Source organism: Algoriphagus confluentis (assembly GCF_036245625.1).
GTDB classification, from domain to species: Bacteria; Bacteroidota; Bacteroidia; order Cytophagales; family Cyclobacteriaceae; genus Algoriphagus; species Algoriphagus confluentis.
Genome location: NZ_BTPD01000001.1, coordinates 287,129 through 300,308 on the forward strand (window position 1 = coordinate 287,129; position 13,180 = coordinate 300,308).

Below are 13,180 nucleotides of genomic sequence, written 5' to 3' on the forward strand. Positions count from 1 at the left end.
TGATTTCCATACTGAGGGCTAGCTTATCTACCGAGTGAGCAAGCATTCAATCCTCAAATCCTTCCCTTTCTTGGAGGCATTGCAATTCTGACCCCGAATAAACCTCACCTCTGATAAGCAAAACCTACCAAGATATTCATCGGGATGATTTCAAGTGTTTTTTCATGGGTAGCTTCCAAGACCACGGCAGGAGCTTTCCCCGCCCTGTAGGCTTCCAGCCATCTTAAGGCACAAAGACACCAACGGTCTCCCGGCTTCAATCCAGGAAAAAGGTATTCTGGAATTGGAGTGATCAGGTCATTACCCATAGAGAGGGTGTATTCCAAAAACTCCTGAGTGATGACTGCACATACCGTATGTGTCCCCAAATCCTGAGGACCTGTCTTACAAAACCCATCCCTAAAGAATCCAGTCATGGGATTGTTGCAACACATTTCCAGTTCCTCTCCAAAAATATTCTTAGCCATAAATCCTGGGATTTTTTGCGATCCAATAGGCCCAAAAGATCAAAATGGGATGAATGATCATCAATCGGACCCAACCTATCCACTCGGATACACACAAACCCTCCTCGATACAGGACCCGATTTGGATAAAATAAACATGAGCAGGGATAAATGCCAAAAGCATAAGCACCACACCCCAAGCTGCTCTGGTCCGGGTTGGGAAATAGAGTATGCCCAATCCAAGCAGAATCTCAGCTACTCCAGAAAGGGTATTGATCAAGTCCGGATGAGAAAAAAAAGGAGGGATCAAAGGCAGGTAAAACTCCGGGGTCAGAAAGTGATTGATTCCGGCAATAAGATAAAAATAGCCCATAGCATGGATCACCACTTTTTTTAAGACAAGGGAGGTTGATTTTTTCATCAGAAAGAAATTATCCACACCCAACTTGCAAAAAAATCCCAGAATCCAAAAGCTTCACAGCCCATTTGCTCAATCTCCCCTGTATTTGAGTTTTCCGGCCGCATATTGATACAGCGTTTTGGAATACCTAAGCATAGCGGGTAGCAAGACCATATTCAATACCGCTACGGAACTGAGATACATCCATAATTCCGGCTTTTTCACCAAAAGATTTATAGCCACAAGAGATGTAATCACCAAGGCTACCGAAAAGGCATAACTGATATACATGGCACCGTCATAAAATCCAGGTTCCGGAATCAGCCTGGAACCACAAACTTCGCAGGTCATATTCACTTCTGTAAGCTTCCTGTAGCTGAATGGGGACACCGGAAATAGCTTTCCTTCCCGGCACCGGGGGCAGCTACAGCGAGCGATGGCAGAGGAAAGAGATCTAGACATAGGGAATCAATTGTACCCAAAAGTAAACCGGCAAGGGGATTAAATAGGTGACAAAGGTTACCTTTATGCTAATTATTATTAAAAAATTACCGGATTGGAAATTCCCTTTTTAGCTTTGAACCATGAATCCCAAACCATCCTATTCAGTCATGTCCCGCATCAAAGGCAATTCCCTTTGCAAGGCTTTCTTTTGGTTGGTTTTACTCAATTTCATTAATCTCTCAGTCAATTTTCAAGAGTCACAGATTTCCCACCCTGAAAATCTGGATCTTCAAGACCCGATTGACACCTTAGGAGAGCTTGTCTATGAATGGGCATTGAACGGGGATTGTGATGTCATCCCAGATAATGGAACCGAACAGGAAGACAAATCTCCCAAAAAAGGGAAAGTTTGGGGGGTTCCTTTGGAGCTGGTTTCTTTGCACTTTTCCAGTCTACCATACAAGAAAAAACACCATTTTGATCAGGAAACTTTGATTTCAAGTTCACTTCCCAAACCTTTTTCACCTCCTGATTTGAGTTGAGTTCCCGCTTTTTTTCAACCAACTCAACTAATTTCAAATACCATGAAAAAATTCTTGATTATGGTCCTTTTTGGGCTGTTTTCTCATTTGGTCTTTTCCCAACAGGAGGGCGATACACTCAAGCTTACCCGGGAATACAAGGACAGCTTATTTATTGATGAAGTAGAGAAACCCCGCTCCAACCAAAAACCAAAAGTCTTACATGCCGAACCCTTATACATCGACTTGATTCGGGATTTGGGTGCTAGAAAAGGCGAAAAAGAATGGAACATCGGGATGGGTATGCAGGATATGCGGCGGTACGATGAGTTTGAGGCTTTGATTGAATACGAATGGGCGCCTATTGACCGATTGGGCTTGGAGGTAGAGCTTCCTTTGAGTATGTATTCCTTTCGAAACGGGAATCGGGAAGGCACCATTCCTGCCAATCGCTTGGAATCCTTAAAACTTGCTACTCAGTATACCTTTTTGGTCTCTGAAAAAAGCAACATATCCCTAGCCTTAGGATATATCCATGAATTCGAATTGGTAGACCTTAACAAACTGGGAAAAGGACAAACCTTCAAAGGAAATATCTATAATCCCTTTTTTGTGGCTGCCAAACGGTGGAACACCAATTATCATACGCTGATTTACACCGGCCCGGTGATTGAAAAGGAGTTTGATAAAAAAGCAAACTTTGGGTATCAGATCAACTGGAACTTCCACTACATGGTCACTGGCACAAGAAACTTCATCGGGATGGAGATCAATCAGGAACTGGAAGGGGATAAAATCTGGACCACGCTTCGTCCCCAAATGAGATTGGGATTGGCCGAAAACCTGATGGTCGGGATTGTTTCTGCTATCCCGATTGGCCAGCCGGATGCAGGCTTGGGTTCCTTTGTCCGGATCATCTACGAACCGGGTTTCAAAGCGATTCATTAATCGAAAAGGGGCAGATCACGACGGATGCTGCCCCTTTTTATTGGTCTCAAAAGCCTATGCTATCGTCTTGAGCTATCTCAGTTCTTCCAAGTCATAATCTTTGCCTTTTCCCCACTGCAATAGTTCTTCGAGGGTATAATATTCCAAGGTATCCAGGTCTTTGACCCGGAAATTTTCACCTGATATCCTGGAGACTATTTCCAACTTCCTCTTCTCTCCCTGATTGATAAGGAGGTAAGTCCTTCCCACCCGGAGATTATCCAAAGCGATTGGCATCACGCTTTTGCTTTAATCACCACTCCTGTGGCCTCAAAAGTAATCTCTCTCTTAGGCTCAGTGATGGCCTCTACTTCCTCTTTGGTTTTTCCTTGATCTTCTGCAAAATGCCTAAGAGTCTCTACATCTGTTTCGGTCAGAATAGCTTTGCCTTCCATCACGATCGGAAAACCCTGAGAATTGGTGGGGATAAAAAATCCATAATCCTTGAATGTGACCCGCATGGATTCCCCATTGGGAAGGTCCATGGCAAACCAGCAGCCCTTTTTGGTACATACTTCTTTTATTTCTCCGGATATTTTACCTTCAAAAGTTCCATTGGATTGGACCAGAGACACCATTTCTGTGGTCGTACGGATCTCTTTGGAGTCCAAAAGGTCCCCGTAATTTCCGGGTACCACCTCTGCCTCCCCCACTACTTCGTAGGTGGTGGATTCAGCGGATGTTTCTGATGCTTTTTGGCAGGAAAAGGTCGTCCAAGACAAGACTACCAGAGAAAGAAGGAAGGATTTTTTCATTGCGCGATGGATAGGTATTGATTTCAAGATTGAACACTCGAGAATAGACTTGTCTTCGAGATGATTCCCCAGTATTGTGGAGAGTTGATCTACAAGAGCAAGACTATTTTCCCAAAAATAAGGCAAAAGCACCCCGCGAAAAAACTGTTGACGGAAAAGAATGGATCTTAAAAACTTCGGATGTAGCCGGGTTGTCTTTGCCTCGCTTCTTCTTCGCCTCCCCAAAAGGGACCGTTGGTTGATTTTTTCCTGAAAAGAAGAAAAGCGTGTCACCACCCCGGGATATCCCCATTCAGTTGAAACGAGTCATTTGAATTTAAAAGAGAAGTGCTTTTCGACCCGTTTGGGCTTCCTGTCCATTAGCAAGAATTCATGAACCAAAGGGATGAAATCGATTGAAAAAACAGGAAACCCGGAATATTTTAACAAATTTCAATTGAGGAAAATCTTTTCGAACAAAAATGTCAATAATCCCCTACAATTTTTGACAATCCCTTAATTTTACCTCCTCAATTACGTGAATACCCAGCACCTATGCCTCAAACCAAAAAGTTCATCATCGATTTTGACAGTACCTTTACCCGAGTGGAAGCCTTGGATATTCTCGGGGAAATCTCCCTAGAAGGCGATCCTGAGAAGCCCCAAAAACTCCAAGCCATCAAAGAGATTACAGACCGGGGAATGGAAGGGTCGGTCACTTTTCGGGAAAGTCTAGAGCAGCGACTGGAAATCCTTAAGGCCAACAAGTCGCAAATTGACCTGCTAATCCAAGCCCTTAAGAAAAAAGTCTCCAAATCCTTTGAGCGGAACAAAGAATGGCTTGAGGAAAATGCAAAAGATGTATTTATCGTTTCGAATGGCTTTAAGGATTTTATTATCCCTATCGTGACTGAATTCGGAATCAAAAAGGAAAATGTATTTGCCAACGATTTTGTCTATGACGAAAAAGGGAACATCATCGATTTTAATCGAAACAATCCTCTTTCTCAAAATAACGGCAAATCCGAAACCATAAGAAATGTAAATCTGGAAGGGGATATTTACGTCATTGGTGACGGGTATACCGATTATGAAATCAAGGCTTCGGGATTGGCCAATAAATTCTACGCCTTTACGGAAAATGTCCACCGACCCAAAGTCACCAGCCAAGCAGACCATATTGCCCCGAGTTTTGACGAAATCTTATACATCAATAAATTGAACACCAAGTTTTCTTACCCAAAAAGCCGAATCAAAGTACTTCTCCTCGAGAATGTACACCCAATCGCTGTGGACCTACTCAAAGAAGAAGGCTACCAAGTCGAAGTGGCCACTGGAGCGATGAGCGAGGATGAGCTCTGCGAAAAAATCAAAAACGTCTCCATTTTGGGGATTCGATCCAAAACCAATGTGACAAAAAAGGTTCTGGACAATGCCAACCGCCTTTTGGCAGTAGGAGCTTTCTGTATCGGCACCAATCAGATCGATCTGGAAGAATGCCAGAGAAAAGGTGTGGCGGTATTCAATGCTCCTTTTTCCAACACCCGATCTGTAGTGGAAATGGCTATTGCTGAGATCATTTTCCTCATGAGGAGATTTCATGACAAATCCATAGGAATGCACCAAGGGAAATGGGACAAATCTGCTTCCGGATCTTTTGAAATACGGGGCAAAAAGCTGGGAATCGTAGGCTATGGAAATATCGGTGCTCAGCTGTCTGTCCTTGCAGAAAACATGGGCATGAATGTATTCTACTACGATGTGGTAGAAAAGCTGGCCCTAGGCAATGCCACCAAAATGAATTCCTTGGATGAGCTTTTGGAAACCTGTGACATGATTTCCCTCCATGTAGACGGAAGGAAGGAAAATAAGTGCCTGATAGACGCTGAGAAAATCCGAAAAATGAAGCCAGGAGCCATTCTGGTCAATCTCAGCCGCGGGCATGTGGTGGATATTCCTGCACTTCGGGATGCTATGCTCTCCGGACATTTGGCAGGGTGTGCGGTGGATGTATTTCCCGAAGAACCAAAAAACAACAAGGAGCCTTTTGAGTCTGAATTGATCGGTCTGCCCAACACCATCCTGACCCCCCATATCGGAGGGTCTACTTTGGAGGCTCAGGAAAATATTGCCCGGTTTGTTCCCGGCAAAATCATGGAGTACATTAATACAGGCAATACTTTCAACTCGGTCAATTTCCCGAATATCCAGTTGCCATTCCTGAAAAATGCTCACCGATTGATCCATTTGCATCACAATGAACCCGGAGTCTTGGCAAAAATCAATCAGGTTTTGGCCAACTACAACATCAACATTGTGGGTCAGTATCTGAAGACCAATGAAAAAATAGGATACGTGATCACGGATATCGATAAAGCCTATGAGGAAGATGCGATCGAAGCTTTGAAAAGTATCCCGGGAACCATTCGGTTCAGGACACTCTATTGAGATCAATACCCAACAAAAAGAAAGCCCTGAGAAATTCCTCGGGGCTTTTGATTTTACCTGTTTTCGTAGAGCTCTTTATAATAATCCTGATACGATCCGCTTGTCACATGATCGAGCCAATCCTGATTGGAGAGGTACCAATCAATGGTGAAATCAATACCTTCTTCAAACTGCAAACTTGGCTCCCAACCCAGTTCTTGTTGGATTTTGCTCGCATCGATGGCATAGCGAAGGTCATGGCCTGCACGGTCTTGGACGAAGGTGATTAGCCTTTGGGAAGTTCCGGGTTCACGGCCTAGCTTCTCATCCATCTTTTTGCAAAGCAATCGGACGATATCGATATTTTTCCATTCATTGAAGCCACCGATATTGTAGGTTTCCCCTGCTTTCCCTTTATGGAAAACCGTGTCAATGGCCCGTGCATGATCTTTGACAAACAGCCAATCCCGAACATTTTCCCCTTTTCCATAGACTGGAAGCGGTTTCATATTCTTGATATTATTGATGCAGAGCGGAATCAACTTTTCAGGGAAATGATTGGGTCCGTAGTTGTTAGAGCAATTGGACACCACGGTTTTCATTTTGTAGGTATTGGCATAGGCACGTACAAAATGATCGGAAGCTGCCTTGGAAGCAGAATAAGGCGATTGGGGATCGTAGGGAGTCGTTTCCAAAAAGAAGCCTCCATCATGAAGTGAACCGTAAACTTCATCCGTGGAAACATGATAAAACAGGTGCTGCTCCAATTCTCCTGCCCATGCTTTTTTGGCTGAATTGAGGAGATTCACAGTTCCAAAGACATTGGTCTTCACAAAAGCCAAAGGATCAGAAATCGAGCGATCTACATGGGATTCTGCTGCAAGGTGAATCACATCAGTGATTTGATGTTTTTCAAAGACCGCTTCCAAGGCCTCCGCATCCTGAATATCTGCTTTTTCAAAAAAGTAATTGGGCTCGAATTGGACCTCTTTGAGGTTTTCCAGATTACCTGCATAAGTCAAGGCATCTAGGTTGACAATCCTGTATTTAGGATAGTTTTCAACAAAAAGTTTCACCACATGGCTACCGATAAATCCGGCCCCTCCCGTAATCAGAATTGATTTTGACATAGTTGTTTATTTCTTGTAATAGCTCAAATACCAGTCTGTAAAGGCTTTCACTCCTTCTTCGATTGGAGTAGCAGGTTTGTAACCAGTGTCTCGGACCAGATCCTCCACATCAGCATGGGATGCAGGCACATCTCCGGGCTGCAAGGGCAATAGATCCATTTTGGCCTCTTTCCCCAAGCCCTTTTCTACCGCATGGATGTAGTCCATCAAGAGAACCGGGGAGGAGTTTCCGATATTGTATATTTTATAGGGCACTTTACTGCTCCCTGGATCAGGATTTTGAGAGTCAAAATTAGGATTGGGACTTGCAGGACGATCGGCAACCTTCAGAATACCTTCTACTATATCGTCTATGTAAGTGAAATCTCTCTTCATCTGCCCGTAATTGAAGACTTGAATAGGTTCTCCTTTTAGAATGGCCTCAGTGAAAAGGAAAAGAGCCATATCAGGTCTTCCCCAAGGACCATAAACGGTGAAAAACCGTAATCCTGTCGTGGGTATTCCAAACAAATGGCTGTAAGTATGCGCCATCAATTCATTGGACTTTTTGGATGCCGCGTAGAGTGAAATCGGATGATCCACAGAGTCTGAAGTAGAAAAAGGCATTTTTTCATTAGCTCCATAGACTGAACTGGAAGAGGCATAAACCAAATGCTTGACCGGATAAAAACGGCAAGCCTCCAAAATATTAAGGAATCCGGTGATATTGCTATGCACATATACTTCAGGATGAGTAAGAGAATATCTCACTCCAGCCTGAGCAGCTAAATTAATAACCACATCAAATCTCTCCCGCTCAAACAAACCCATAAGAGAATCCTTATCAATCAGGTCCAGTTTCAAAAAACGGTAATTGGGATGCTTGGAGGAGGAAATTAAAACTCCAGTCTCGATATTTTCCTTGGCTATACCATGATGTTCCAGTCGGGAAAACTTAAGATTGATATCGTAGTAATCATTGATGACATCCAAGCCGACTACCTCTTCTCCTCTTTCTATCAGTTTCTGAACAACATGAAATCCAATAAATCCGGCGGTGCCGGTCACTAGGTACTTCATAAAGAAAAGTATTGTGTGTGATTGATCTTCAAAGATAAGCTATTCTCTCGTTTAAGCCTGCTCAATCAGCCTTTGGTATTCATTAAAAATCCGCTCATGCATGCGCTTCCTTTCGAAGTTCTGAACCACTTCCAGGTAAAGATTATTGGCATATTCCGTCATTTTTTCCCGCTTGACAAAAGCAAACTCCAAAGCCTCCTTTAATACCTGAGCATCCCTGACCGGGAAAATAAGTCCTGTCTTTTGCTGGGAAATCAAATCCCGATTGCCAATGATGTCGGAACAGATCACGGGAACCTGCATCGCTCCAGCTTCCAAAAGTACATTGGGAAAACCCTCCCGGTGTGAAGGATGCACCAATACATCAGCAAGAGCCAGATAATGAGATACATGATCTGTCCAGTCGATTTGGACGATTCTCGGATGATCCTGAATCGTCTGTATGGTGGCAGAAGAAAGTGGATTCAACTCTTGCTCAAAGGAGCCCAAAAGCACCAACTTGGATCGGTTGACGATCTTCGACCCCAAAAATGCATCCACTAATTCTTCAATCCCTTTGTCTCTGACCAGCCTGCCTACTGCGAGAATTATAAAATCCTGATCTCCCGGCAAAATCCTCATCGTAGCGGCTACCAAATGGTTTTCCTTTAGATTTTCTCGATTGAATTTCTCCAGATCAATTCCATTGGAAGATCCTCTTCCGATCAATTTAAGCTTGGAAGCCGGACATAACCCTGACTGTAGTACAAAATCCAGGAGTCCCTGTGAATTGGGCCAAACTTCCGAAGCATTGGAATAGGTCCATTTTTCGGCATGTTCCAGAAGCCCTTTCTTACTTCCTTCAGCTACCATGGCCGGGATTCCTGCCAGGGTGTGAATCCGGATTTTTACTCCGGCGAGGTTTGCAGCAATCATTCCCAGCAATCCTGCCTTAGGCGTATGCGTATGCACAATATCCGGCTTCTCTCGCTTGAAAAGTTTAACCAACAGGGCAATGCACTTGAGATCTTGGACGGGAGTGATTTTTCTGGAAAAAGGGATCACCTCATGCCGGACGCCTTCATTTTTGATCACTTGGGCAACTTCCCTCCCATCGGCACTGACCATAATCACTTCCCATCCTTTTTCTTTCATAAACTTCAGCTGACCTGCAATAAGAAGTTTAAGAGAAATGGGAACTGTGGTGATTCGGATCAGTTTTGGCATCAAAAAAGCAGATTCTTGGGTGGCAAAGGTAAGGTTTTTAACGAGTCGTATTCCTCAATAATTGAATCCATCTCCAGAAAAATCCAAAAAGCAGGGAAGCAGTTTTTCTGGGAACTGCAAAAATGGAAGAGCAAGCTTATTTTTTTTAGTCTCCCTCCTCCAACTCAAATAAAGTTTCTACCGGGACTCCAAAAACCCGGGAAATCTTCAAAGCCAGGACTGTCGAAGGAACATATTTTCCTGCCTCGATGGAATTGATCGTTTGCCTTGAGACCTGAACTTTTTCCGCCAAATCCTGTTGGGTCAGATTCTGCCTGGCACGCTCTATTTTTAGGATATTCTTCATAAGGCCAAGTCCGGTTTTATTCGCTCTTTCAACAAGACCCAATGGAACCTCACCAGGAAAAGTACAGGAATGATAATCAGGTTGAAAAATATGAAAGGCAAATAGTCCAGCCCGAAGAAAATCAAGGTGCCCAACACATTGATCAAGAAATAGCCATAACTGGCAACCAAAAGACCATCAAGCCTGATTTTTTGGATAAAATCATCTTCCTCCTTTTCTCTTGAAAAAGAAATCAGAAACAAGGAAATCAACAGCCCAAAAAAGGCCAATTCCATGACCAGGTTTTTAACCTCAAAATTAAAGGCTGAAGAAAGGGATTGGGTCACCATATCCAGCCACTCAAAGGAAAATTTTTGAAATACTGCCTTATAAGTCAAGAAAGCAAATGGCCCTAGCAGAATCCATCCAATGGGCTTAAATCTGGAGGGCAATATGATTGGTGAAAGTTTCATGGCAGTGGCTTTTAATCCTCCTTTTTATTGGCCTGATACTTCTGAAGCTGAAAAGCCGCATAGATGTACAGATTGAGCAAAAACAAAACAAGGTAGGCAGTAAATAGCTCGGAAGTAAACCGCTCAAATCTGACATAATTGATCAGCATCAAGGCTGCAAGGCCCCAAAGCAGCCAATAAAAACCCGTCTGAAAAGCCTGAAGACGAAATGACCGGATCATTTCATCCTCAATCTTTTCTTTGGTCAGATTAAGGATCCCGAAACCAATCGCCCAAAACCCATAAATCAACTGCGCTGCTTCATTGGGATCCCAATTTGGATTGACAAAAGCCAAACCGATCACCAACAAGATTGGAAGCGGAAAGAAGACCAATGCGATCTTCTTCCAAGACTCCGGCAAAAGAGGAACTTTGAATGAGATTTGATTTTCCATAAGTCAAGTATTTTTTACCAAATGTAAAACATACTTTACTTTATGTCAAACAAAATTTCCAAAATTTTTTCATTCCGAATTTGAGGAGGAAAAGAATACTTTTTCATTTTGGCAAAAAAAAGCCCGATTTGTTTACCTTTATTTAAGCGACAGCTTCTCTAATTAGAAAATCCATGCTAAACAGTCAGAAAATCGCCATCATCGGATGTGGCAACCTGGGTACTTCCATCGCCAATGGTTTATTGATGAAGGAGGATTTTGATCCAAAAAATCTAAGCCTGACCAAAAGAAATACCAGCGCCCTGGCTGAGTTTGAAGCAAAAGGTGTGCATGTACATTCAGACAATAAAGTGGCTGCAAAGTATGCTGATGTCATTCTACTTGGAGTCAAACCTTACAATGTAGCCACCATCCTTAGGGAAATCCAACCTGTATTAAACCCTAAAAAGCAGTTGATCATCTCTTTGGCTACAGGAGTGACCTTGGAAGAAATGTATCAGGTTCTTTATCCTGAAACCGTCACCTTTCGAGCTATGCCCAATATTGCGGCGGATATCCAGGAATCCATTACCTGCATCTGTCAGCAAAAAGCCAACCCGGGACAAATCAGTTTGGTCAAAGAACTATTTGACTCGATCGGACATACCCTTACCATCGATGAGAGCCTAATGGAAGCTGCTACCGTCCTTGGGGCTTGTGGAATTGCTTATGTTTTGAGATTCATGAGGGCCATGATTCAAGGAGGAATTCAGATTGGATTTGATGCCCATACAGCCAGTCAGATTGTGAACCAAACCGTCAAAGGCGCAGCCGAATTGATGATTCAAAAGAACATCCATCCCGAAGCAGCGATAGACAAGGTAACTACACCCAAAGGGTGTACTATAGTTGGACTCAATGAAATGGAGCATCAGGGCTTCAGTTCCGCAATGGTTCGGGGTGTGATTGCCAGTTATCAAAAAATAGAGAAATAACAAGGGAAAATCTCAGGCCCACTACCGACAAGTTTCTGTCGGTTTTTTTTTTTCTCAACCTCCCGATAAAGGACTTTTTCAAACCTTCCGACGTCTCCTGAATTTTTTTCCAATTCTATCCCCTTCTCCATGAGGCAAGAAAGGGGTCCGAAATAAAAAAATAAGGAAATCGATTTCTTTACAATTTAATAACGGAACGCCTTCCAGGCCTCTGCAATCGATAAATCCAGAAGTCCTATATTCGAATAGTGCAAATAATTATTACAAAATTGAAAGAAGGATGAAAAAGAATAAATATCGAATTGTTTTTAAATTGAATCTTTTTATTAGCTTTGTCTCGGGTGATAAACAACTTTTGCTATTCCTTTTTGAGAGACTCGACTTTTAAAAGGGAGGAATGTTTGGTACTTTTTCCTCCTCCTTTTCTTCTAATTTTGGACTTCTGCTCAACAAAAAAGCCTTCTGCAAAAACAGAAGGCTCTTTTTTTGAATAGATTCCGGACATTAGTCGAAAAGCTCGGCAAGCTTGTTCTCTAAAGAAGGTCCCCGAAGGTCCTTGGCAATGATTTTCCCATCCGGATCGATCATATAAGTAGCCGGAATAGCCTGAATCTGATAAGTCTCTGCAGCTGCAGAATTGAAATACTTGAGGTCAGAAACATGAGTCCAAGTCAGCTGATCCTCAGCGATGGCTTTTACCCAATCCTCTTTTGTTCTATCCAATGAAACTCCAAATACTTCAAAGCCCCTGTTTTTGTATTGATTGTAGAGCCTTACCACGTTAGGATTTTCCTGACGGCAAGGCTTACACCATGCCGCCCAAAAATCAATCAATACATATTTCCCCCTAAGGTCCGACAGTTTCACCACAGTGCCATCAGGGTTGGGAAGCTCAATCTCCGGTGCTGGCTGTCCGACAGACAAGGCTCTCAATTCATCGAGTTGCTGCTTCATTTGCATGATGGATGAAGTCCCGGGATAGCGTTGATCCAACTTGGTGATCAGCTCATCGATGAAAGGAAAATCATTTTTAGGATTAAGCAACCCCACTGCTGCCAAGGGGGCAAAGGAGTCTCCCATGCTGCTGATCATTGCTTTGACCTTCTCTGCCTGATCCGATTCCAGTTTCAATGCTTCCGTCTGAATCTGCTTAATCGCCTCGGTATCATTATTTCCCATAGCCTCATAGTACCGCTCGTTAAGCTGGTTTACAGCCAGCTGATACTCTTCCATCAGGGTCTCGATTTTCAGCATTTCCTGAGAATCTTTTGAACCTTCGATCACCAAACTGGATGGCTCATTGAAGTTGTAGCTGACAGACACATCCTCATCAAGAAGCGCTAATCTCACCACCCGTTGACCATACAAGTTCAATTCATAGAAAGTAGGGGTAGTGACTTCCAACTCATAGGAAAATTCTCCAAGACCATTGACCTCCAAGGTGTCCAATACCTTGGGTCGACTGTCTGTAAACTGGGAAAGAATGACTATTCCTTCCGGTGCATTTCCGATTTTTCCGTTAATCTGAACCTTCCCGTCAGTGGCTGTTTCACTTCCTCCACAGGAAAAAAGTGAGAGCGAGGCAATCATCCAGATTCCAATCATCATTTTGTTCATAGC

General features: G+C 43.2%; 16 protein-coding genes. 4 read left to right on the forward strand and 12 right to left on the reverse strand.

Features of this window, described 5'->3' with window-relative positions; translation table 11 throughout:
- Positions 1 to 104 precede the first annotated feature (104 nt).
- From AAA943_RS01280 to AAA943_RS01290, 3 genes are all read right to left on the reverse strand, one after another.
- Entirely contained in the window at positions 105 to 467 is a 363-nt protein-coding gene (locus AAA943_RS01280) for a DUF2237 family protein (protein WP_338222428.1), read from the reverse strand.
- Positions 460 to 867: a DoxX family protein gene (locus AAA943_RS01285; protein ID WP_338222429.1), complete on the reverse strand. Its 408-nt coding sequence runs from the start codon at positions 865 to 867 to the stop codon at positions 460 to 462. Before AAA943_RS01285 ends, AAA943_RS01280 begins: the two co-directional genes overlap by 8 nt.
- A gap of 69 nt (positions 868 to 936) precedes the next feature.
- On the reverse strand, positions 937 to 1,308 hold the full coding sequence (locus AAA943_RS01290; RefSeq protein WP_338222430.1) for a DUF983 domain-containing protein: 372 nt from the start codon (positions 1,306 to 1,308) through the stop codon (positions 937 to 939).
- A 122-nt stretch (positions 1,309 to 1,430) separates the two neighbouring features.
- On the opposite strand from AAA943_RS01290, the gene AAA943_RS01295 reads away from it, so the two are divergent.
- Both AAA943_RS01295 and AAA943_RS01300 read left to right on the forward strand, forming a co-directional pair.
- Positions 1,431 to 1,832, forward strand: a complete 402-nt coding sequence (locus tag AAA943_RS01295) for a hypothetical protein (protein WP_338222431.1) — start codon at positions 1,431 to 1,433, stop codon at positions 1,830 to 1,832.
- A 42-nt stretch (positions 1,833 to 1,874) separates the two neighbouring features.
- Positions 1,875 to 2,759, forward strand: coding sequence for an HAEPLYID family protein (locus tag AAA943_RS01300; protein ID WP_338222432.1), 885 nt, complete (start codon positions 1,875 to 1,877; stop codon positions 2,757 to 2,759).
- A 72-nt stretch (positions 2,760 to 2,831) separates the two neighbouring features.
- On the opposite strand, the gene AAA943_RS01305 is transcribed toward AAA943_RS01300, so the two are convergent.
- Both AAA943_RS01305 and AAA943_RS01310 read right to left on the reverse strand, forming a co-directional pair.
- On the reverse strand, positions 2,832 to 3,035 hold the full coding sequence (locus AAA943_RS01305) for a hypothetical protein (RefSeq protein ID WP_338222433.1): 204 nt from the start codon (positions 3,033 to 3,035) through the stop codon (positions 2,832 to 2,834).
- Positions 3,035 to 3,553 (reverse strand): DUF4920 domain-containing protein, encoded by a 519-nt coding sequence (locus AAA943_RS01310; protein ID WP_338222434.1) that lies wholly within the window; start codon positions 3,551 to 3,553, stop codon positions 3,035 to 3,037. Before AAA943_RS01310 ends, AAA943_RS01305 begins: the two co-directional genes overlap by 1 nt.
- 534 nt (positions 3,554 to 4,087) lie before the next feature.
- Here AAA943_RS01310 and serA point away from each other — a divergent pair.
- A complete protein-coding gene (gene serA, locus AAA943_RS01315; protein WP_338222435.1) occupies positions 4,088 to 5,980 on the forward strand; it encodes a phosphoglycerate dehydrogenase in 1,893 nt (630 codons plus the stop codon).
- Positions 5,981 to 6,033: 53 nt separating this feature from the next.
- Here the strand turns inward: serA and rfbB are convergent, their stop codons facing one another.
- The 6 genes from rfbB to AAA943_RS01345 form a co-directional block, all read right to left on the reverse strand.
- On the reverse strand, positions 6,034 to 7,089 hold the full coding sequence (rfbB, locus tag AAA943_RS01320; protein WP_338222436.1) for a dTDP-glucose 4,6-dehydratase: 1,056 nt from the start codon (positions 7,087 to 7,089) through the stop codon (positions 6,034 to 6,036).
- A gap of 6 nt (positions 7,090 to 7,095) precedes the next feature.
- Positions 7,096 to 8,148 (reverse strand): NAD-dependent epimerase, encoded by a 1,053-nt coding sequence (locus AAA943_RS01325; RefSeq protein ID WP_338222437.1) that lies wholly within the window; start codon positions 8,146 to 8,148, stop codon positions 7,096 to 7,098.
- A gap of 51 nt (positions 8,149 to 8,199) precedes the next feature.
- Positions 8,200 to 9,354 (reverse strand): glycosyltransferase family 4 protein, encoded by a 1,155-nt coding sequence (locus tag AAA943_RS01330; protein WP_338222438.1) that lies wholly within the window; start codon positions 9,352 to 9,354, stop codon positions 8,200 to 8,202.
- 145 nt (positions 9,355 to 9,499) lie between these two features.
- Positions 9,500 to 9,700: a helix-turn-helix transcriptional regulator gene (locus tag AAA943_RS01335; RefSeq protein ID WP_338222439.1), complete on the reverse strand. Its 201-nt coding sequence runs from the start codon at positions 9,698 to 9,700 to the stop codon at positions 9,500 to 9,502.
- On the reverse strand, positions 9,697 to 10,152 hold the full coding sequence (locus AAA943_RS01340; protein ID WP_338222440.1) for a hypothetical protein: 456 nt from the start codon (positions 10,150 to 10,152) through the stop codon (positions 9,697 to 9,699). The genes AAA943_RS01335 and AAA943_RS01340 overlap by 4 nt, the downstream gene beginning before the upstream one ends.
- 11 nt (positions 10,153 to 10,163) lie before the next feature.
- A complete protein-coding gene (locus AAA943_RS01345; protein WP_338222441.1) occupies positions 10,164 to 10,586 on the reverse strand; it encodes a hypothetical protein in 423 nt (140 codons plus the stop codon).
- A gap of 173 nt (positions 10,587 to 10,759) precedes the next feature.
- On the opposite strand from AAA943_RS01345, the gene proC reads away from it, so the two are divergent.
- Positions 10,760 to 11,560: a pyrroline-5-carboxylate reductase gene (gene proC, locus AAA943_RS01350; RefSeq protein WP_338222442.1), complete on the forward strand. Its 801-nt coding sequence runs from the start codon at positions 10,760 to 10,762 to the stop codon at positions 11,558 to 11,560.
- Between the two features lie 504 nt (positions 11,561 to 12,064).
- Here proC and AAA943_RS01355 read toward each other — a convergent pair.
- On the reverse strand, positions 12,065 to 13,177 hold the full coding sequence (locus tag AAA943_RS01355) for a redoxin domain-containing protein (protein ID WP_338222443.1): 1,113 nt from the start codon (positions 13,175 to 13,177) through the stop codon (positions 12,065 to 12,067).
- Between the last annotated feature and the right edge of the window lie 3 nt (positions 13,178 to 13,180).

What these genes read in the sequence shown, in the direction of transcription:
- serA (WP_338222435.1), top strand. Translation starts at nt 4,088, where the DNA reads ATGCCTCAAACCAAAAAGTTCATCATCGATTTTGACAGTACCTTTACC.
- AAA943_RS01295 (WP_338222431.1), top strand. Translation starts at nt 1,431, where the DNA reads ATGAATCCCAAACCATCCTATTCAGTCATGTCCCGCATCAAAGGCAAT.
- AAA943_RS01345 (WP_338222441.1), bottom strand. Translation starts at nt 10,586, where the DNA reads ATGGAAAATCAAATCTCATTCAAAGTTCCTCTTTTGCCGGAGTCTTGG.
- AAA943_RS01305 (WP_338222433.1), bottom strand. Translation starts at nt 3,035, where the DNA reads ATGCCAATCGCTTTGGATAATCTCCGGGTGGGAAGGACTTACCTCCTT.
- AAA943_RS01330 (WP_338222438.1), bottom strand. Translation starts at nt 9,354, where the DNA reads ATGCCAAAACTGATCCGAATCACCACAGTTCCCATTTCTCTTAAACTT.
- AAA943_RS01325 (WP_338222437.1), bottom strand. Translation starts at nt 8,148, where the DNA reads ATGAAGTACCTAGTGACCGGCACCGCCGGATTTATTGGATTTCATGTT.
- AAA943_RS01300 (WP_338222432.1), top strand. Translation starts at nt 1,875, where the DNA reads ATGAAAAAATTCTTGATTATGGTCCTTTTTGGGCTGTTTTCTCATTTG.
- AAA943_RS01310 (WP_338222434.1), bottom strand. Translation starts at nt 3,553, where the DNA reads ATGAAAAAATCCTTCCTTCTTTCTCTGGTAGTCTTGTCTTGGACGACC.
- AAA943_RS01290 (WP_338222430.1), bottom strand. Translation starts at nt 1,308, where the DNA reads ATGTCTAGATCTCTTTCCTCTGCCATCGCTCGCTGTAGCTGCCCCCGG.
- AAA943_RS01285 (WP_338222429.1), bottom strand. Translation starts at nt 867, where the DNA reads ATGAAAAAATCAACCTCCCTTGTCTTAAAAAAAGTGGTGATCCATGCT.
- AAA943_RS01340 (WP_338222440.1), bottom strand. Translation starts at nt 10,152, where the DNA reads ATGAAACTTTCACCAATCATATTGCCCTCCAGATTTAAGCCCATTGGA.
- AAA943_RS01355 (WP_338222443.1), bottom strand. Translation starts at nt 13,177, where the DNA reads ATGAACAAAATGATGATTGGAATCTGGATGATTGCCTCGCTCTCACTT.
- AAA943_RS01280 (WP_338222428.1), bottom strand. Translation starts at nt 467, where the DNA reads ATGGCTAAGAATATTTTTGGAGAGGAACTGGAAATGTGTTGCAACAAT.
- rfbB (WP_338222436.1), bottom strand. Translation starts at nt 7,089, where the DNA reads ATGTCAAAATCAATTCTGATTACGGGAGGGGCCGGATTTATCGGTAGC.
- proC (WP_338222442.1), top strand. Translation starts at nt 10,760, where the DNA reads ATGCTAAACAGTCAGAAAATCGCCATCATCGGATGTGGCAACCTGGGT.
- AAA943_RS01335 (WP_338222439.1), bottom strand. Translation starts at nt 9,700, where the DNA reads ATGAAGAATATCCTAAAAATAGAGCGTGCCAGGCAGAATCTGACCCAA.